This window comes from Streptomyces sp. SAS_272, assembly GCF_052543235.1.
This window is the reverse complement of the sequence record NZ_JBMNDR010000010.1, coordinates 76,136-95,946: the sequence shown is the minus strand read 5'-3', so window position 1 is coordinate 95,946 and position 19,811 is coordinate 76,136. Positions and strand designations below refer to the sequence as shown.

Here is a 19,811-nt window from a genome sequence, read left to right as displayed (position 1 = left end):
CAGACGGCCCCCGACAGGAGAGTCGGAGGCCGTCCGGGCGTGCGGGTCAGCCGACGTCGGAGGCGTCCAGCCGGTAGACGGTGGACGTGGCGGACGTGGTGGACGTTTCGGACGTGCTGGAGGCGTCGGTCTCGGAACCGGCCTCGGAGGCCGAAGCCGCGCCGTACTCGCTCGCCTTCACCGCCGTGCCGTTCTTCTGCACCCACGTGGTGATCTCGGCCAGCAGGCTGTTGTTGCCGCCGCCGGGACCGCCACCGCCGCCGAGCTGGATGTAGTGCAGCTCGCCCTTCTTCACCAGTTCCTTGAGGCGGCTCAGCGTCATCGCGTTGTCGGAGCCGGTGAAGCCGAACATCGAGATGACGGGCTTGCCGGTGCTCAGGATCATCTGGCCCGCGCTCTGCGAGTTGGACACCGCGATCAGCCAGGTGGCGCCGTCCTGGTGCTTCTCCAGGTACTCGACCAGCCCGCTGTCGGCGCCGCCCATGCCGCCGCCTCCGCCCATGCCGCCGGGCGCGCCGCCCGCCGTGCCGCCGGGAGCCGTGCCGTTCTCGCCGCCCGGTGAGCCGCCGGGGAACTCCCCGCCGGCGCCGCCCTGCCGGCCGTCCTGGCCGCCCGGTGCGCCGCTCGCGCCGCCGCCCTGCGGGAGCTCGCCGGCGCCGCCGCCCGGCGTCATCCGGCCGTTGCCGCCGGGGACCGTCCCGCCGGTCTGTCCGCCCTGCTGGGCGCCGCCGGGCATCCGGCCGCCGGGACCGCCCATGCCGCCGGTGGAGGGGCCCGCGGTCGGGTTGGTGCCGCCCATCATGCCGCCGGAGGAGCCGAAGGCCGGCGAGGCCGCGTAGGCCGTCGGGCCCGCGAGGCCCGCCACGACCGCCGCCGCGAGAGACACCCCGAGCAGCCGGAGCCTCGTGCCCGAGGTCGCCGACCGCAGCACGAACAGGCCCACGAGCGCGAGCGCCGTCACCACGCCCACCGTCGGCCAGAGCCAGGCGTTCCAGCCGTCGGCCCGGCGCAGCAGCACGATCGCCCAGGCGCCGGTGATCGCGAGCCCCGCGGGCAGCACCCACGACCAGCGCGCGTCGCCGCCGCGGAAGGCGCGCCACAGCAGGACGCCGCCGCCCCCGCACAGCGCCGCGATGCCCGGGGCCAGCGCGGTCGTGTAGTAGGGGTGCATGGTGCCCTCGGCCATGGCGAAGGTCAGGTAGTGCAGCACGAGCCAGCCGCCCCACATCACCAGCGCGGCACGTGTCGCGTCGGTGCGCGGGGCCCGGCCGCACCGCACCAGGCCGGCGACCAGCGCGACGCCCGCGAAGGGGATCAGCCAGGAGATCTGGCCGCCGAGGACGTCGTTGAACATCCGGCCGATGCCCGCGGTCCCGGCGAAGGAGGCGCCGCCCCCGCCGCCCCCGCCGTTGCCCTCGCCGCCGAGGACCCGGCCGAGGCCGTTGTAGCCCATGATCAGGTCCCAGGCGCTGCCGTCGGTCGAACCGCCGATGTACGGGCGGTCGTCGGCCGGCACGAGCGAGACGGCCGTCGCCCACCAGAAGCTCGAGACGGCCAGTGCCACGGCGGCCAGCGCCAGGTTGACGGCCTTCTTCCGCCATCCGGTCCTCGACGCGTACAGGTACACGGCGAAGACGGCGGGCAGGGCGATGTAGCCCTGGAGCATCTTGGTGTTGAAGGCGAGGCCGAAGCAGACCGCTGAGCCGATGAGCGGGAGCAGCCTGTCGTCGCGGGTGGCGCGCAGGGCGAGCGCGGCGCCCGCCACCATCGACAGGACGAGGATCGTGTCGGGGTTGTTGTCGCGGTTGATGGCCACGGTGATGGGCGTCAGCGCGAGCACCAGCGCCGCGACGGCTGCCGCGGCGTGCCCGAACGCCCGCTTCACGGAGGAGTGCAGGATCCAGATCGTGCCCAGCGCCGCCGCGATCTCCGGGGCCATCATCTGCCAGGTGCCGAAGCCGAAGACCCGGCAGGACAGGCCCATGATCATGAGTGCGAACGGCGGCTTGTCGACGGTGAGGAAGTTCCCGGCGTCGAGCGAGCCGAAGAACCACGCCTTCCAGCTCTGCGTGCCGCTGTAGACGGCGGCGCTGTAGAAGCTGTTGAGGCTGCTGCCGGACAGGTTCCAGCCGTAGAGCACCCCCGCCAGGACCAGGATCGCGATCAGCGTGGGCAGCGACCAGCGGGGCGCCTGCGCCGGCGGGTGCGCCGGGGGAGCCGTCCCGGCGGCGGCCGGCGGCGGCCGGTCCGGGGACACGGCGGAAGACCCGGCGGAAGACCCGGCGGGAGTCACGGTCGGGTGGGAGAGGGGATCGGTGGCAGATGTCACCACTGCACGATGCGCACGGCCGATGAGCGGGGGCTGTGCTCCGCCTGGGGGCGAGCTGTGACCGGGTGAGAAACCCGTGAGAGCGCCTCCGTCGCGGCTCGCACTTCTCGTCGTGGTCCGCGCGGTGTCTCCGTCCGGCGACGAGCCTGTCACGAACTCCTGTGTGTCGAACGGGAGTACAACTATCGGTCAGATGTGTGAGTCAACGTGGCATGACTCACCGGACCGCAAGAAGCAGAAGGGGACTGGTCGCCACGGCGCTCGGCGCCGCCGTCCTCGTCACCGGCGTGGCCACCGCCGCGCCCGCCTCCGCCGCCACGCCCACCGTCGCCTGCACGTCGAACAAGGCCGCTCTCGCCGCCAAGTTGAAGAAGGACATCACCGCAGCGCTGGTGGGCCGCAAGGGCACGATCGCCGTCGGTCTCTACGACCGCACCACGAACACCACCTGCACCCTGCGCGCCTCCACCGCCTACGACTCGGCCAGCGTGGTCAAGGTGACGGTCCTGTCCGCGCTGCTGTGGGACGCGCAGAACGCCGGCCGTACGCTGACCAGCCGTGAGAAGTCGCTCGCCACCGCGATGATCACCAAGTCGGACAACGCCTCCACCTCCACCCTGTGGAAGCAGCTCGGCGTGACGAAGATCAAGAAGTTCCTGACGGCCGCGAAGATGACCCAGACCAAGCCCGGTGCGAACAACTACTGGGGTCTGACCCAGATCACCGTCACCGACGAACAGAAGCTGCTCAAGCTGATCCACGCCCGGAACACGGTGCTGACCGACGCCTCGCGGTCCTACGTCACCACCCTGATGGGCAAGGTCGTCTCGGCGCAGCGCTGGGGCACCCCGTACGGCCGGCCCGCGAACGTCTCCTGGCACGTGAAGAACGGCTGGCTGTCGCGCGCCACGCAGGGCTGGCGGGTGCACAGCGTCGGCACCTTCAAGGGCGGCGGCCACGACTACGTGATGACCGTCCTCACGCACGGCAACAGCACCATGAACTACGGCATCGCGACCATCCAGGGCGTCGCCAAGGTCGTCCACAAGGATCTGGCCGCCTCCTGAGCGCGCCCCGGACGTGATCCTGTCCGCCGGTCACCGGCCCGCCGCCGATTCACTTCGGTGACGGGAAGGTGACCGTGAGTTCTTTCCGCAGGCGGGACCCGCACGCCGAGAAGAGGATGGTGACGGAGGGATGAAATCCGCACCCCCCGGCGTTGGTGCCTTCCGGCAGATCAGGGTCAGCTCGAGGAAGCGGAGGCACCGGCGTGACGGAGCAACGGGGATGGGCACGACGGCTGGCGGGATACGCCCGGCGCCACCCTGCGGACGTCGCCCTGGCCCTCGGCTCCTCGCTGGTCGGCATGGCCGTCATGGCACTGGTCCCGCTGGTCACCAAGGTGATCATCGACGACGTCATCGGCGACCACTCACGTGACATGGCCCCCTGGGCGGGAGCCCTCCTCGCCGCCGCCGTCCTCGTCTACGCCTCCACCTACGTCCGCCGCTACTACGGCGGCCGTCTCGCCCTGGACGTCCAGCACGACCTGCGGACCGACATGTTCGAGACGATCACCCGGCTCGACGGCCGCCGTCAGGACGAGCTGTCCACCGGCCAGGTCGTCGGGCGCGCGACCAGCGACCTCCAGCTGATCCAGGGCCTGCTCTTCATGCTCCCGATGACGATCGGGAACCTGCTGCTCTTCCTGATCTCCCTCGTGATCATGGCGTGGCTGTCGCTCCCGCTCACCCTGGTCGCCCTCGCCGTGGCGCCTGCCCTCGCCTACATCGCCAAGCGCAGCCGGACCAAGCTCCACCCCGCCACCTGGTACGCCCAGGCGCAGGCGGCGGCCGTGGCGGGCGTGGTCGACGGCGCCGTCAGCGGCGTACGCGTGGTGAAGGGCTTCGGGCAGGAGGAGCAGGAGACCGGGAAGCTCCGCGAGGTGGGACGCCGGCTCTTCGCGGGGCGGCTGCGCACGATCCGGCTGAACGCGGGCTACACCCCCGCCCTGCAGGCCGTGCCCGCCCTCGGCCAGGTCGCGATGCTGGCGCTCGGCGGCTGGCTGGCCGTCGGCGGCCACATCACGCTCGGCACCTTCGTCGCGTTCTCCACCTACCTGGCCCAGCTCGTCGGCCCGGTCCGGATGCTGGCCGTGGTCCTCACCGTCGGCCAGCAGGCCCGCGCGGGCACCGAGCGCGTCCTGGAGCTCATCGACACCGAGCCGTCGATGACGGACGGCGCCAAGGCGCTGCCCGCGGACGCCCCGGCCACCGTCGAGTTCGACGACGTCTCCTTCGGCTACGACGCCGAGCGGCCCGTCCTCGACGGCCTCAGCTTCGAGATCCGCCCCGGCGAGACCCTCGCCGTCGTCGGCTCCTCCGGCTCCGGCAAGTCCACCGTCTCGCTGCTGCTGCCCCGCTTCTACGACGTCACCCGGGGTGCGGTCCTCATCGGCGGCCACGACGTGCGCGAGCTCACCCTCGACTCGCTGCGGGCCGCGATCGGCCTCGTCCCCGAGGACTCCTTCCTCTTCTCCGACACCATCCGCGCCAACATCGCCTACGGCCGCCCCGACGCCACCCAGGAGCAGATCGAGGCGGCCGCCCGCGCCGCCCAGGCCGACCGGTTCGTCGCCGAGCTGCCCGCGGGCTACGACACGAAGGTCGGCGAGCACGGCCTCACCCTCTCCGGCGGCCAGCGCCAGCGCGTCGCGCTCGCCCGCGCGATCCTCTCCGACCCGCGCCTGCTGGTACTCGACGACGCGACCTCCGCCGTGGACGCGGCGGTCGAGCACGAGATCCACGAGGCGCTCAAGCAGGTCATGCAGGGCCGCACCACGCTGCTGATCGCCCACCGCCGCTCCACGCTGGGCCTCGCCGACCGCATCGCCGTCCTGGACGCCGGCCGTCTCGCCGACCTCGGCACCCACGAGGAGCTCCAGGAGCGCTCCGCGCTGTACCGCCGGCTGCTCACCGACCCCGACGAGCTCGGCGGCGTGTCGCCCGGCCACGCCCGGCCGGCGGCCCCCGGCGAGGACACCTCCGTCCGCGACGAGCTGGACGCCGAATTCGACGCCGAACGCGGGGTCACCCCCCGGCTGTGGACCGGCGACCGCGAGCCGAAGGACACGGCGCTGTCCGGAACGCCCGCCACCCCCGAGCTCCTCGCCCAGGTCGAGGCGCTGCCCCCGGCCGCCGACACACCCGGCGTCGACGAACGGCGGGCGGTCCTCCCGGAGACGTCGTACGGCCTGCGCAGGCTGCTGCACGGTTTCGGCGCGCCGCTCCTGGTCAGTCTCGCCCTCGTCGCCGTCGACGCCGGCATGGGCCTGCTGCTGCCGGTGATGATCCGGCACGGCATCGACCAGGGCGTGTCCCAGGCGGCGCTGGGCGCCGTCTGGACGGCGTCCCTGCTCGCCCTGCTGGCCGTGGTGATCCAGTGGGTTGCGCAGACCGGCGAGATCCGGATGACCGGACGCACCGGCGAACGCGTCCTCTACACGCTCAGGCTGAAGATCTTCGCCCAGCTCCAGCGTCTCGGCCTCGACTACTACGAGCGGGAGCTGACCGGCCGGATCATGACGAGGATGACGACGGACGTCGACGCCCTCTCCACGTTCCTGCAGACCGGGCTGGTCACCGCCTTCGTCTCGGTCGTCACCTTCTTCGGCATCATGGTCGCCCTGCTGGTGATCGACGTGCAGCTGGCGCTGGTCGTCTTCGCGACGCTGCCGCCGCTGATCATCGCCACCTACTTCTTCCGCAAGGCCAGTGTGAAGGCGTACGAACTGGCCCGCGAGCGGGTGTCGACGGTCAACGCCGACCTCCAGGAGTCGGTGTCCGGGCTGCGGATCGTGCAGGCCTTCGGGCGCGAGCGGGACGGCGCGGCACGGTTCGCGGAACGCTCCGACAGCTACCGCCGGGCCCGCATCCGGGGGCAGTGGCTGATCTCGATCTACTTCCCCTTCGTGCAGCTGCTCTCCTCGGTCGCGGCTGCGGCCGTGCTGATCGCGGGCGCGGGACGGGTCGACGCGGCGACCCTCACCACCGGCGCGCTGGTGGCCTACCTGCTCTACATCGACCTGTTCTTCGCCCCCGTGCAGCAGCTCTCGCAGGTCTTCGACGGCTACCAGCAGGCGACCGTCTCGCTGGGCCGCATCCAGGAACTGCTCCGCGAGCCGACGTCCACGCGGTCCGCCGAACGACCGCACGAGGTGCGCTCGCTCAGCGGCGAGATCGCCTTCGAGGACGTGCACTTCCGCTACGGCACGGAGGAGGAGGCCCTCACCGGGATCGACCTGCGCATCCCGGCCGGCCAGACCGTCGCGTTCGTCGGCGAGACCGGCGCCGGGAAGTCGACCCTGGTCAAGCTGGTGGCCCGGTTCTACGACCCCACGGACGGCCGGGTCACCGTGGACGGCCGGGACCTGCGCTCCCTCGACCTGACCTCGTACCGTCACCGGCTGGGCGTCGTCCCGCAGGAGGCGTACCTGTTCCCCGGCACCGTCCGCGACGCGATCGCCTACGGCCGGCCCGACGCCACTGACGCCGAGGTGGAGGCGGCGGCGCGGGCGGTCGGCGCGCACGAGATGATCGCCACGCTCGACGGCGGCTACCTCCACGAGGTCGCCGAGCGCGGCCGCAACCTCTCCGCCGGCCAGCGCCAGCTGATCGCGCTGGCCCGCGCCGAACTCGTCGACCCGGACGTCCTGCTTCTCGACGAGGCCACGGCCGCCCTCGACCTGGCGACGGAGGCCCAGGTCAACCAGGCCACCGACCGTCTGACGGGCCGCCGCACCACCCTCGTGGTCGCCCACCGGCTGACCACCGCCGCCCGCGCGGACCGGGTGGTGGTCATGGACCACGGCCGGGTCGTCGAGGACGGAACCCACGACGAGCTGGTCGCCCTGGACGGACGCTACGCCCGCCTGTGGCGCACCTTCGTCGGCGCGGCCGAACCCGAGGAGCCGGTGAGCGCGTCCCGGTGACGGTCGCGCAACCATCGGCGCACCTCGGGCGTCCGTACATCAGTACGGGCATCGCGCGCACGGCCGGGGCACAGCCGGCCGTCGCGTACGGCGGACGCGGGAGGGGGCCGGGACCGTGGGCACAGGTGCGGAACGCGCACGGAGCACGACGGTCCGAAGACTGACGGCGGCGCTGGCCGCGCTGATCGCGGCCGCCGTGCTCGCCGTCGCCGTGCCGGGCAGCGCCCAGGCGGCCACCGCCGGGTCGTCCTGCACCGGACGCAAGGTGCGCACCCTGTCCTTCTCGACCGGCTCCGTCCTGATCTACCGGGACGGCGGCGTGGTGTGCGCCGTCACCGTGCAGAAGCGGCCCGGCGTCAAGCGGCTGGTCTCGGTGAGCGTCCAGGCACGCGGGCTGGTCGCCGTGCACAAGTCGCGCATGCACACGCGCAGTTCACCGGTCGCGAAGACGTACGCCGGCCACCGGCGCGTGCGGGTGACGGCAGCGGTGGGCAGCGGCTCGTACCGGTCGGGCTGGTTCCTGTGCTGATCCGGGCGTCGTCCGCCCGGCCCCCGCGACGCCCCGCCGCCCCGCCGGCACGCTGACGGGCCGACCCGCCGGCACGCCGACCCGCGCGGCGGCCGCGCCGAACCCCCGCATGCGCCAACCCCCTCTGGTGTGACCCGTGTTGCTCCGATAGCTTCCGGCGACGCACATCTGTCTCACAAGGAGGGTGCACGCGCATGCGCAAGGCGCTCAGATGGCTGCTCGCGCTCACGGTGCTCATAGGCACGCTGAGCACGGCGGGAGCGGCGACCGCCGCCCCCACGCCGGAGGCCACCGACATCAAGGACCGGCTGCTCGCGATCCCGGGCATCAGCCTGATCGAGGAGAAGCCGTACCCCGGGTACCGCTTCTTCGTCCTGAACTACACCCAGCCGGTGGATCACCGGCACCCCTCCAAGGGCGCCTTCCAGCAGCGCATCACGGTGCTGCACAAGGACGTCAGCCGCCCGACGGTCTTCTACACCAGCGGCTACAACGTCTCCACCAACCCCGGCCGCCGCGAGCCCACCCAGATCGTGGACGGCAACCAGGTCTCCCTGGAGTACCGCTACTTCACCCCGTCCCGCCCGGCCCCCGCCGACTGGTCCAAGCTGGACATCTGGCAGGCCGCGAGCGACCAGCACCGCGTCTACGCGGCGCTGAAGAAGATCTACGCGAAGAACTGGCTCTCCACGGGCGGCTCCAAGGGCGGCATGACGGCGACGTACTACGAGCGCTTCTACCCCCGGGACATGGACGGCGTGGTCGCCTACGTCGCCCCCAACGACGTCGTCGACCACGAAGACTCGGCCTACGACCGCTTCTTCGCCTCCGTCGGCACGAAGGAGTGCCGTGACCGGCTGAACGCCGTCCAGCGCGAGGCACTGGTGCGCCGGGAGCCCCTGGAGCGCAGGTACGCGGCGGACGCGACGGAGAACGGCTACACCTTCACCACCATCGGCAGCCTGGACCGCGCCTACGAGGCGGTCGTCCTCGACTACGTCTGGGGCTTCTGGCAGTACAGCCTGCTCTCCGACTGCGCGTCGATCCCGGCGGACGCGGCCACCGCGACCGACGACGAGATCTGGAACTCGGTCGACGAGATCTCCGGCTTCTCCGCCTACACCGACCAGGGCCTCGCCACGTACACGCCGTACTACTACCAGGCGGGCACCCAGCTCGGCGCCCCCACGATCCACTTCCCGGCCATCGAGAAGAAGTACATCCGCTACGGCTACCAGCCGCCGCGCAACTTCGTCCCCCGCGACATCCCGATGCGGTTCCGGCCGGGGGCGATGCGGGACGTCGACACGTGGGTGCGGCACAACGCCCGCCACATGCTCTTCGTCTACGGCCAGAACGACCCGTGGGGCTCGGAGCGGTTCCGGCCCGGCAAGGGCGCGAAGGACAGCTACGTCTTCACCGCCCCCGGCCTGAACCACGGCGCGAACGTGGCCGGACTGGTCGCGGACCAGAAGGCGCTGGCCACGGCCCGCATCCTGGACTGGGCGGGCGTCCCGGCGCCGGCCGTGGACCGGGCGAAGCCGCTCGCGAAGTTCGACGCGAAGCTGGACGTGCGCGATGTGGAACGGGAGCCTGCGCTGCGCCCGTGAGCATGCCCCGGACCGGCCGCGCGCACCTCACCCGGTGCGTGCGGCCGCCGGACGCCGGCAGCGGGGTCCGGCAGCGGGCGTCCGGCGTCCCCGGCCTGCGTCGTCCCCCCGATCGGCCCGGGGCTCAGTACGTCAGGCCGTGTCCGATCGGGTACAGCACCCGTGTCGGGTCGTCCGCCCGCTGCACGGGCGCCGGCAGCTTCCCCTGCGGCGATACCGCGCCGGCGATCACCCGCGCGGCGGCCCGCAGTTCGACGTCGGTCCAGCAGTACGTCGCCAGGCACGCCGTGACGGACGGCAGCTGTGCCACGTCGTAGGGGTTGCGGACCGCCACCGCGATCACCGGCCGGCCGGTCGCCGACAGCCGCTCGACCAGCGTCTTCTGAGCGCTGCCCGCCGTGACGTTGTAGGTGGTGACCACCACGGCGGCCACGCCGTCCGCCGCCGCCACCGCCTGGGCGATCGTCTCGGCGGAGGGGTCCGTGCCGGTGGGCAGCGTCGTCGTGCGGAAGCCCTGGGCGGCGAGGGCGGCGGCGAGGACGCCGGTGGGCGGGCCCGTGGTGCCGGTGGGCGAGGCGGGATCGGCGCCGACGACCAGCAGCGCGGGGTGGGTGCGGGGCGACAGGGGGAGCAGGCCGCCTGTACCGCCCTCGCGGCTTTCGTTGACGAGGAGTGTCGTCGTGCGCTCGGCGAGCAGGTCGGCGGCCGCGAGGTGTTCCGGGGCGCCGACGGTCCGGGCGACTGCGTCCGGGGCGGTGTACGGGTCGTCGAACAGCCCCAGCCGTTCCTTGAGCCGGAGGATGCGCAACACCGCCTCGTCGAGCCGCCCTTCGGCGAGCTCCCCGCCCCGGACGGCCTTCAGGACGGCGTTCCAGGCGACGTCCAGCCTGGGCGGGTTGAGCAGCTGGTCGACGCCGGCCTTGAGGGCGAGCACCGGCACCCGGTCGTCGCCGTACTTCGTGTGCACGCCCGCCATGTCCAGGGCGTCGGTGACCACGACGCCGTCGTAGCCCAGCTCCTCGCGCAGGAGCCCGGTGACGACGGGCCGGGAGAGGGTGGCCGGGTCGCCGGAGGCGTCCAGCGAGGGGACCACGATGTGCGCCGTCATCAGGGAGTCGACGCCGGCCGCGATCGCCGCCCGGAACGGCGCCGCGTCCAGCGCCTCCCACTCCTGACGGGTGTGGGTGATGACGGGGAAGCCGGTGTGGCTGTCCACGGAGGTGTCCCCGTGCCCGGGGAAGTGCTTGGCGGTCGCCGCAACCCCCGCCGCCCGGTAGCCCTCGATCTCCGCCGCGACCAGCGCGGCCGCCGCGTCAGGGCCGGCGCCGAACGAGCGGACCCCGATCACCGGATTGGCCGGGTTCACGTTGACGTCGGCGACGGGGGAGTAGTTCTGCCGGATGCCCATCGCCCGCAGCTCGGTTCCCGCGATCCGGCCGAGGGTGCGGGCGTCGTCGCGGGAACCGCCCGCGCCGATCGCCATCGCGCCGGGGAACAGGGTGGCCGGCCGGCCCACCCGGCACACCGCGCCGTGCTCCTGGTCGGTGGAGATCAGCACCGGCAGCCCGCGCGGCTGCCCGAGCGAGGCCCGCTGGAGCCCGTCGGAGAGGTCCGCGATCTGCTGCGGGGCGCGGGTGTTGTGCGCCCACGCGAAGTAGATGACGCCGCCGAGCCGGTAACGGGCGAGCAGCTCGGCGCCGGTGCGGACGCCGAAGTCGGCGAGGTTGGCGTCGGCGTCGGCCGGGTCGGGGGCGGTCGCCGAGTGACCGTGCACCCGCGAGACGAAGACCTGGCCGACCTTCTCCTCCACCGTCATACGGGAGAGGAGCTCGCGCGGCCGGCGATCGTCCGCGTACGCGGGACCGCCGACGGCGAGTGCGGCGGTGACGCCGGCGGTGGCGGTGAGGACGGTGCGTCGGGAGGGCATCGGCGCTCCTTCCGGTGGGGGGAGTGACGGGTGGGGGACCGGTGGCGCACGCTACCCGCGCGGGCGCCGCCATCGGCGCATTGGACGGGGGCGCGCCGCCCCTCCACCCGGTGGCCGGAGGCCTGTCGGCTCCCGCCCGTGGCCGCAGTCGTCGGCCCCCGCCTCATCGCCGCAAGCCGTCGGCGCGGCCGATCTGCAGGCCGACCCTCGACACCGCGCCGCCGACACCCGCCCCGCCGCCTCGCCGACACCGCTCCGCCGACCCGCCCGACGCCCCTGTGCCCAGCCGACGCCCGGCCCTCGACACCGCGCCGCCGACACCCGGCCGCCGCCCCGCCCGACGCCCGGCCGCCGCCTCGCCGCCTCGCCGCCCGGCCGCCTCGCCGACACCCGCCCCGCCGCCTCGCCGACACCGCGCCGCCGACCCGCCCGACGCCCCTGTGCCCAGCCGACGCCCGGCCCTCGACACCGCGCCGCCGACACCCGCCCCGCCGCCTCGCCGACACCCCGCCGCCGACCCGCCCGACGCCCGGCCGCCGACCCGTCGTCGACCCGGTCGTTCACCTGGAGGGAACCGTCTCGACGCTCGTCCATCCCGTGGACGTACCGGCACCGCGACCGCGCGGCGCGGGATCATGAGGGGCATGGTCCTCGTCGACATCCCCGGTTCCAAGTCCATCACCGCCCGCGCCCTGTTCCTGGCCGCGGCCGCCGACGGCGTCACCACGCTGCAGCGCCCGCTCCGCTCCGACGACACCGAGGGCTTCGCCGAGGGCCTGACGCGGCTCGGGTACCGCGTCGGCAGGACGCCGGACGCCTGGCAGATCGACGGCCGTCCGCAGGGGCCGGCGCTCGCCGAGGCCGACGTCTTCTGCCGGGACGGCGCGACCACCGCCCGCTTCCTGCCCGCCCTCGCCGCCGCCGGCCACGGCGTCTACCGCTTCGACGCCTCCCCGCAGATGCGCCGCCGCCCGCTCCTCCCGCTCACCCGCGCCCTGCGCGACCTGGGCGTGGACGTGCGCCACGAGGAGGCGGAGGGCCACCACCCGCTGACCGTGCGGGCGGCCGGCGTCGAGGGCGGCGAGGTGGTGCTGGACGCCGGCCAGTCCTCCCAGTACCTGACCGCCCTCCTCCTGCTCGGCCCGCTGACCCGCACCGGTCTGCGCGTCACCGTCACGGACCTGGTCTCGGCGCCGTACGTGGAGATCACCCTCGCGATGATGCGGGCGTTCGGGGTGGAGGTCGGACGCGAGGGGAACACGTACGTCGTCCCGCCCGGCGGCTACCGCGCCACGACGTACGCGATCGAGCCGGACGCCTCCACCGCGAGCTACTTCTTCGCGGCGGCCGCGCTGACCGGCGGCGAGGTGACCGTGCCGGGTCTCGGCGAGGGCGCGCTCCAGGGCGACCTGGGCTTCGTGGAGGTGCTGCGGCGGATGGGCGCCCGGGTCGCCGTCGGCGCGGACCGCACCACCGTGGCGGGGACCGGCGAACTCCGGGGCGTCACCGTCAACATGCGGGACATCTCCGACACCATGCCGACCCTCGCCGCGCTCGCCCCCTTCGCCACCGGCCCGGTGCGCATCGAGGACGTGGCGAACACCCGCGTGAAGGAGTGCGACCGGCTGGAGGCCTGCGCGGAGAACCTGCGACGGCTCGGCGTCGAGGTGGCCACCGGCCCCGACTGGATCGAGATCCGGCCCGACGCGGACGGCTCTCCCTCCGCAGGCGCTCCCAAGGGCGCCGACATCAAGACCTACGGCGACCACCGCATCGTCATGTCGTTCGCCGTGACGGGACTGCGCGTCCCCGGAATCTCGTTCGACGACCCGGGCTGCGTCCGCAAGACTTTCCCCGGTTTCCACGAGGCGTTCGGGGAACTGGCGAAGGCACTGCGGAAGGACGTCGTCGGGTGACTTTCACACTGGAGGGGCCGTTGCTCGAGGGCGCGCTGGTGCGCCTGGAGCCGCTGGAGCACCGGCACGCGGCAGGACTGGCGGCGGCGGCCGAGGAGAACCGGAAGACGTACGCCTTCACCTGGGTCCCGCGCGCGGACGAGATGGGCGACTACGTCGACGCCCAGCTCGCCCGCGCGGCCACCGGCCGGGTCGCGCCCTACGCGCAGACATCCCTCGCCACCGGCCAGGTGGTCGGCGCGACCGCGTACCTGGAGCCGCGTTCCTGGCGGGGCGACGAACGACTCGACGCCGTGGAGATCGGTTACACCTGGCTGGCCGGCTCCGCGCAGGGCACGGGCATCAACGCCGAGGCCAAACTGCTCCTCTTCCGGCACGTCTTCGAACAGTGGGGCGTCTCCCGGGTGGACCTGAAGACGGACGCCCGCAACAGCCGCTCCCGCGCCGCCATCGCGAGCGTCGGCGCCCGCTTCGAGGGCGTCCTGCGCAACTGGTCCCGCTCCTGGGCGCCGGGCGAGGACGGCCTCCTGCGCGACTCCGCGATGTTCGCCGTCACGGCCGACGAATGGCAGGACTGCGAGCGGGGGCTGGCGCAGCGGGTGGCGCGGTTCCTGCCGACGCCACGGTGAGCGCCGTCACGGACGCGGCACGGTGAGCACCGCGAGGACGCGGCACGGCGCTCCGAACGGCCCGGGGAGGTCCTGCCCTCGGCCAGGCCTCACGCCGAGTCGTTCAGCAGCCGTCCGAGGTGGGCGCGTCCGGCGTCGAGGAGCCCCTCCAGCGGCGCGGCGGCCTCGTACCAGCGCTTCTCGTACTCCCAGCACAGCCACCCGTCCCACTCGTGGCGCGTCAGCACCTCCACGCACTCGGCGAGCGGCAGCACTCCGGTGCCCAGCGTCAGCGGCGTGGTGTCGTCGGCCGACGCGATGTCCTTGACCTGCACATAGCCGAGGTACGGGGCGAGCGCCGCGTACGTCTCCTGCGGCTGTTCGCCGCCCAGCCAGGTGTGCATCACGTCCCACAGCGCGCCGACCTGCCGGTGCCCGACGAGGCCCAGCACGCGGGTGGCGTCCGCGCCGGTGCGATGGGAGTCGTGGGTCTCCAGCAGGACGCGCACGCCGAGGTCGGCGGCGAACTCGGCGGCGACGGCGAGCCGCCGGGCGGCGACGGCGTCGGCCTCGGCGGGGGACTGCCCGTCCGCGCCGCCGGGGAAGACGCGGACGAAGGGCGCCCCGAGATCGCGGGCGAGACCGGCGAGGGCGCGGATCTCGTCGATGACGGCCTCGTCGTCTCCCGGCGCGGCGACCCGGGCGTACCCGGCGAGCCCCAGCACCTCGACGCCGGCCGCCTTGAACGCGGCGGCCGCTTCGGACCGCTCGTCGGGACTCAGCCCCGGATGGACCGGCTCCTCGGGATGAGCGCGCAGCTCCACGCCGTGATAGCCGTGCGCGACCGCGAGCCGCAGCACCTGGGGGAGGGGCAGACCGGGAACACCGAGAGTGGAGAAGGCGAACTTCATGCCCCCACTCTCACCCGGACCCGCCGCGGGGTCCAGTAACCCGGGACCTACGACCGACGACGGCGTCGCCCGGGCATCGCGCACCACGGCGAACCGCGCCACACCTCACCACGCCGTATACACCGCGACTCGGCTCAGGGCCGGGCTCGGTTCAGGTCGGGTCAGCTCGGGACTCCTGCCCGTCGCCCGCAGCGCTCTGCTGTGCGGCCTGAGCCGACTACGCCTCGCCCGCAGCGCTCCGCTGTCCCGCCCGCGCCGCCTGCCCCTCGCCTGCAGCGCTCTGCTGTGCGGCCTGAGCCGACTACGCCTCGCCCGCAGCGCTCCGCTGTCCCGCGCGCGCCGCCTGCCCGTCGCCCGCAGCGCTCTGCTGTGCGGCCTGAGCCGACTACGCCCCGCTCGCAGCGCTCTGCTGTGCGGCCCCCGCCGTCCGTGTCTCGTCCGACGACGTCCTCGGCGCCCCCGAGGACCCCCGCACCATCAACTCGCCCCGCACCGTCGCGATCCCGCCCGGCGGCGGCTCCTCGCGGCCCATGGCGATGCGGCCCGCCCGCGCTCCCGCCTCGGCCAGCGGCAGCCGCACGGTCGTCAGGGAGGGCACCACGTCGATGCTGAAGGGCAGGTCGTCGAAGCCGGCCACCGAGACGTCGTCCGGGATGCGCAGGCCCGAGTCGCGCAGGGCGGCGCAGGCGCCGAGGGCGACGGAGTCGTTGGCGGCCACCACCGCCGTCAGGGACGGGTCCCGGCGCAGCAGCTCCAGCGTCGCCTCGTAGCCGGCCCGCCGGTCGTAGGGTCCGTGCACGGTCCAGCGCGGGTCCTCCTCGACGCCGGCCGCGGCCAGTGCCTCCCGGTGGCCCTCCAGCCGGTGCCGGGTGGTCGTGCGCTCCTCGGGTCCGGCGATGTAGCCGAGCCGGCGGTGTCCGAGGCCCAGGAGGTGCTCGGTCAGCTCCCGCCCGCCCCCGCGGTTGTCGAAGGTCAGCGCTATGGCCGAGGTGTCCGGAGCCGGCGGCCGGCCGCACAGCACCACGCGGGTGCCCGCCTCGCCGAGTCTGCGCAGCTTGGACGCCACCGCCGACGCGTGCGGCTCGTCCTCCACGGCCCCGCCGGTCAGCACCACGGCCGCGGCCCGCTGCCGCTGGAGCAGCGTCAGATAGGTCAGCTCCCGTTCCGGCGAGCCCCCCGTGTTGCAGACCACCGCGAGCCGTTCGCCTCCGGCCCGGCCGCCGGGTCCCCCGATCTCCGACTGGATCGCGCTCGCCATGATCCCGAAGAAGGGGTCCGCGATGTCGTTCACCAGGATGCCCACGAGGTCCGAGGTCGCCGCCGCCAGCGCGCTCGCCGGCCCGTTCAGCACGTAGTCCAGCTCGTCGACCGCTCGCAGCACCCGGTCCCGGGTGGAAGCGGCGACGGGATAGTTTCCGTTCAGCACGCGCGACACCGTCGCGGGCGAGACCTGCGCGCGGGCCGCCACGTCCGCCAGGGTCACCGTCATCTCGTCAGTCCTCCGGTCACGCATCTCGTCGTACGTCGTCGTCCGCCCTGGTGGGCCGCGCCGTGGTGAGCGCGGTTCCGGGCGTGTCGAGCAGACCTTACGGCCCGGGACCCCTGTTGTTCGCCCCCTCGAACAACTCGGGATGGACACGGTCTTGTCCGGACCACCGGTCAGAGGCTAGCTTCTTCCTGTATAGAAAGCGCTTGCTGTAACGCTGATCAGGAATGAGGCGTACGCGGCGCGCACAACCGCGTACGGAATGCGCAGGAACGCTGCGCACGACGCCTACGAAGGGATCGACGTGACACGCAAGACGGTGCGTATCGCCATGAACGGCGTGACCGGGCGCATGGGTTACCGCCAGCACCTCGTCCGCTCCATCCTGGCCCTCCGCGAACAGGGCGGCCTCGACCTCGGCGACGGCACCGTGCTGTGGCCGGAACCGGTCCTCGTCGGTCGTCGTGAACACGCCCTGAAGGCGCTCGCCGAACAGCACGGACTGGACCCGCAGAACGTCTCCACCGACCTCGACGCGGTCCTCGCCGACCCGACCGTCGAGATCTACTTCGACGCCCAGGTCACCTCCGCCCGCGAGGAGGCGATCAGGAAGGCGGTCGCCGCCGGCAAGCACATCTACACCGAGAAGCCCACCGCCACCGGCCTCGAAGGCGCCCTGGAGCTGGCCCGGCTGGCCACCGCCGCCGGCGTCAAGCACGGCGTCGTCCAGGACAAGCTGTTCCTGCCGGGCCTGCTCAAGCTCAAGCGCCTCATCGACGGCGGCTTCTTCGGCCGGATCCTCTCCATCCGCGGCGAGTTCGGCTACTGGGTCTTCGAGGGCGACTGGCAGGCCGCCCAGCGCCCGTCCTGGAACTACCGCGCGGAGGACGGCGGCGGCATCGTCGTCGACATGTTCCCGCACTGGGAGTACGTCCTGCACGAGCTGTTCGGCCGGGTGAAGTCCGTCCAGGCCCTCACCGCCACCCACATCCCCCAGCGCTGGGACGAGCAGGACAAGCCCTACGACGCCACCGCCGACGACGCGGCCTACGGCGTCTTCGAGCTCGACGGCGGGGCCATCGCGCAGATCAACTCCTCCTGGACCGTCCGCGTCAACCGCGATGAGCTCGTCGAGTTCCAGGTCGACGGCACCGAGGGCTCGGCCGTCGCCGGGCTGCGCAACTGCCGCGTCCAGCACCGCTCCGCGACCCCCAAGCCGGTCTGGAACCCCGACATCCCCGCCACCGAGGTCTTCCGCGACCAGTGGCAGGAGGTCCCCGACAACGGCGAGTTCGACAACGGCTTCAAGGCCCAGTGGGAGCTGTTCCTCAAGCACGTCTACGCCGACGCCCCCTACCACTGGGACCTGCTGGCCGGCGCCCGCGGCGTCCAGCTCGCCGAACTCGGCCTGAAGTCCTCCGCCGAGGGCCGCCGCCTCGAGGTCCCGGAGGTCACGCTGTGACCCTCCAGCTGCCCGACGCCGACGGCGGCCTGCGGACCTACGAGCCCCGCACCGAGCCGCTCGCCCTCACCACCGGCGCGCCCCTCACCTCCCGCACGGTCTACTCGGCGGCGCACGTCGTCGCCGACCCGTTCGCGGACGTGTCGCCCGACTCGCCCGCCGCCGTCGACTGGGACGCCACCCTCGCCTTCCGCCGCCACCTGTGGTCCCACGGGCTCGGCGTCGCCGAGGCGATGGACACCGCCCAGCGCGGCATGGGCCTCGACTGGGCGGGCGCGGCCGAACTGATCCGCCGCTCCGCCGCCGAGGCCAAGGCCGTCGGCGGGCGCGTCGCCTGCGGCGTCGGCACCGACCAGCTCACCGCCGGCGGCACGCTCGCCGAGGTCCGCGCGGCCTACGAGGAGCAGCTCGCCCTCGTCGAGGCCTCCGGTGCGCGCTCCATCCTGATGGCCTCGCGCGCCCTGGCCGCGGCGGCGAGCGGCCCCGAGGACTACCTGGACGTCTACGGCCACCTGCTGCGCCAGTCCGCCGAGCCGGTGATCCTGCACTGGCTCGGCCCGATGTTCGACCCGGCGCTGGAGGGCTACTGGGGCTCCTCCGACCTGGACGCGGCCACGGAGACCTTCCTCGAGGTCATCGCCGCCCACCCCGACAAGGTGGAGGGCATCAAGGTCTCGCTGCTGGACGCCGGGCGGGAGATCGACATCCGGCGCAGGCTGCCGCAGGGCGTGCGCTGCTACACCGGCGACGACTTCAACTACCCGGAGCTGATCGCAGGCGACGAGAAGGGCTTCAGTCACGCCCTCCTCGGCATCTTCGACCCGCTCGGCCCGCTGGCGGCGGAGGCCGTCCGCGTCCTCGACACGGGGAACGTGACGGGTTTCCGCTCGTTGCTGGACCCCACGGTCGAACTCTCCCGCCACCTCTTCCAGACCCCCACCCGGTTCTACAAGACGGGCGTGGTGTTCCTGGCCTGGCTGGCAGGGCACCAGTCGCACTTCACGATGGTCGGCGGCCTGCAGTCGGCCCGTTCCCTCCCGCACTTCGCCCGCGCCTACGAACTCGCCGACGGCCTGGGCCTGTTCCCCGACCCGAAGCTGGCCGAGGAGCGGATGAAGAACCTGCTCGCCCTGTACGGAGTGTCCCAGTGAGCGACCTGGACCTGACCCGCTTCTCCATCAACCAGATGACGGTGAAGCAGCTGTCGCTGCCCGAACTGGTCGCCGCCTGCGGTGACCTGGGCGTGACGAACGTCGGCCTGTGGCGGGAGCCGGTGCAGACCTACGGTGTGGAGGCGACCGCGAAGCTGGTCCGCGACGCGGGCCTGACGGTGACGACCCTGTGCCGCGGCGGCTTCCTCACGGCGCTCGACCCGGCCGAGCGGACGGCGGCCCTCGCCGACAACCGGCGGGCGGTCGACGAGGCGGCGGCGCTCGGCACCGAGGTGCTCGTCCTGGTCTCCGGCGGCCTGCCCGCCGGCTCCAAGGACCTGCACGGCGCCCGCGAACGCATCGCGGACGCCCTGTCCGTCCTCGGGCCCTACGCCGAGGAGCACGGAGTGAAGCTGGCCATCGAGCCGCTGCACCCCATGTACGCCGCTGACCGCTGCGTGGTCTCGACCCTCGCCCAGGCGCTCGACCTGGCCGAACGCTTCCCGGCCCACCAGGTCGGCGTCACGGTCGACACGTACCACATCTGGTGGGACGACCAGGCTCCCGCCCAGATCGCCCGGGCGGGCGCGGGCGGCCGCATCCACACCTTCCAGCTCGCCGACTGGACGACGCCGCTCCCCGAGGGCGTGCTGACCGGCCGCGGCCAGATCGGCGACGGCGCGATCGACATGCGGGAGTGGCAGGGGTACGTCGAGGCGGCGGGCTACACCGGCGCGATCGAGGTCGAGCTGTTCAACGACGGCCTCTGGGCCCGCGACGGCCGCGAGGTCCTGGCGGAGACGGCGCAGCGGTTCACGGGGAACCTGAACCTCTGAGCGACGGGGCCGGGCCGCTCCCACGGTCCGTGGGCGCGGGGGCCGGAGCATTCCGG

Annotated in this window: 13 protein-coding genes; 9 read left to right on the top strand and 4 right to left on the bottom strand. The window is 73.3% G+C overall.

Annotated features, from left to right (window positions below):
• Positions 1 to 46 precede the first annotated feature (46 nt).
• On the bottom strand, positions 47 to 2,329 hold the full coding sequence (locus tag ACN6LD_RS09675) for a mannosyltransferase YkcB-related protein (RefSeq protein WP_445042888.1): 2,283 nt from the start codon (positions 2,327 to 2,329) through the stop codon (positions 47 to 49).
• 212 nt (positions 2,330 to 2,541) lie between these two features.
• On the opposite strand from ACN6LD_RS09675, the gene ACN6LD_RS09670 reads away from it, so the two are divergent.
• The 4 genes from ACN6LD_RS09670 (at position 2,542) to ACN6LD_RS09655 (ending at position 9,458) form a co-directional block, all read left to right on the top strand.
• Positions 2,542 to 3,396, top strand: a complete 855-nt coding sequence (locus ACN6LD_RS09670) for a serine hydrolase (protein WP_319196333.1) — start codon at positions 2,542 to 2,544, stop codon at positions 3,394 to 3,396.
• A gap of 203 nt (positions 3,397 to 3,599) precedes the next feature.
• Positions 3,600 to 7,319, top strand: a complete 3,720-nt coding sequence (locus ACN6LD_RS09665; RefSeq protein WP_445042887.1) for an ABC transporter ATP-binding protein — start codon at positions 3,600 to 3,602, stop codon at positions 7,317 to 7,319.
• A 115-nt stretch (positions 7,320 to 7,434) separates the two neighbouring features.
• Positions 7,435 to 7,848 carry a hypothetical protein gene (locus tag ACN6LD_RS09660; RefSeq protein ID WP_445042886.1) on the top strand — a complete coding sequence of 138 codons (414 nt, stop codon included), beginning with the start codon at positions 7,435 to 7,437 and terminating at the stop codon, positions 7,846 to 7,848.
• A 194-nt stretch (positions 7,849 to 8,042) separates the two neighbouring features.
• Positions 8,043 to 9,458, top strand: coding sequence for an aminopeptidase (locus ACN6LD_RS09655; RefSeq protein WP_319198388.1), 1,416 nt, complete (start codon positions 8,043 to 8,045; stop codon positions 9,456 to 9,458).
• Positions 9,459 to 9,582: 124 nt separating this feature from the next.
• Here ACN6LD_RS09655 and ACN6LD_RS09650 read toward each other — a convergent pair whose 3' ends face one another.
• On the bottom strand, positions 9,583 to 11,385 hold the full coding sequence (locus ACN6LD_RS09650) for a glycoside hydrolase family 3 N-terminal domain-containing protein (RefSeq protein WP_445042885.1): 1,803 nt from the start codon (positions 11,383 to 11,385) through the stop codon (positions 9,583 to 9,585).
• 644 nt (positions 11,386 to 12,029) lie between these two features.
• Here ACN6LD_RS09650 and aroA point away from each other — a divergent pair.
• Positions 12,030 to 13,301: a 3-phosphoshikimate 1-carboxyvinyltransferase gene (aroA, locus tag ACN6LD_RS09645; protein WP_445042884.1), complete on the top strand. Its 1,272-nt coding sequence runs from the start codon at positions 12,030 to 12,032 to the stop codon at positions 13,299 to 13,301.
• Positions 13,298 to 13,930 carry a GNAT family N-acetyltransferase gene (locus tag ACN6LD_RS09640; RefSeq protein ID WP_445042883.1) on the top strand — a complete coding sequence of 211 codons (633 nt, stop codon included), beginning with the start codon at positions 13,298 to 13,300 and terminating at the stop codon, positions 13,928 to 13,930. Before aroA ends, ACN6LD_RS09640 begins: the two co-directional genes overlap by 4 nt.
• An 89-nt stretch (positions 13,931 to 14,019) precedes the next feature.
• On the opposite strand, the gene ACN6LD_RS09635 is transcribed toward ACN6LD_RS09640, so the two are convergent.
• Together ACN6LD_RS09635 and ACN6LD_RS09630 are read right to left on the bottom strand one after the other, a co-directional pair.
• The gene (locus tag ACN6LD_RS09635; protein WP_319195340.1) at positions 14,020 to 14,820 is read right to left on the bottom strand and encodes a sugar phosphate isomerase/epimerase family protein; all 801 of its coding nucleotides are present in this window, start codon (positions 14,818 to 14,820) and stop codon (positions 14,020 to 14,022) included.
• A gap of 385 nt (positions 14,821 to 15,205) precedes the next feature.
• The gene (locus ACN6LD_RS09630) at positions 15,206 to 16,453 is read right to left on the bottom strand and encodes a LacI family DNA-binding transcriptional regulator (RefSeq protein WP_445042901.1); all 1,248 of its coding nucleotides are present in this window, start codon (positions 16,451 to 16,453) and stop codon (positions 15,206 to 15,208) included.
• A 157-nt stretch (positions 16,454 to 16,610) separates the two neighbouring features.
• On the opposite strand from ACN6LD_RS09630, the gene ACN6LD_RS09625 reads away from it, so the two are divergent.
• From ACN6LD_RS09625 to ACN6LD_RS09615, 3 genes are read left to right on the top strand one after another with little or no spacing between them, the layout of a single operon-like run.
• Positions 16,611 to 17,768: a Gfo/Idh/MocA family protein gene (locus ACN6LD_RS09625; RefSeq protein WP_319195344.1), complete on the top strand. Its 1,158-nt coding sequence runs from the start codon at positions 16,611 to 16,613 to the stop codon at positions 17,766 to 17,768.
• Positions 17,765 to 18,919: a dihydrodipicolinate synthase family protein gene (locus ACN6LD_RS09620; RefSeq protein ID WP_445042882.1), complete on the top strand. Its 1,155-nt coding sequence runs from the start codon at positions 17,765 to 17,767 to the stop codon at positions 18,917 to 18,919. The genes ACN6LD_RS09625 and ACN6LD_RS09620 overlap by 4 nt, the downstream gene beginning before the upstream one ends.
• Positions 18,916 to 19,755: a sugar phosphate isomerase/epimerase family protein gene (locus tag ACN6LD_RS09615; RefSeq protein WP_445042881.1), complete on the top strand. Its 840-nt coding sequence runs from the start codon at positions 18,916 to 18,918 to the stop codon at positions 19,753 to 19,755. Before ACN6LD_RS09620 ends, ACN6LD_RS09615 begins: the two co-directional genes overlap by 4 nt.
• Positions 19,756 to 19,811 lie beyond the last annotated feature (56 nt).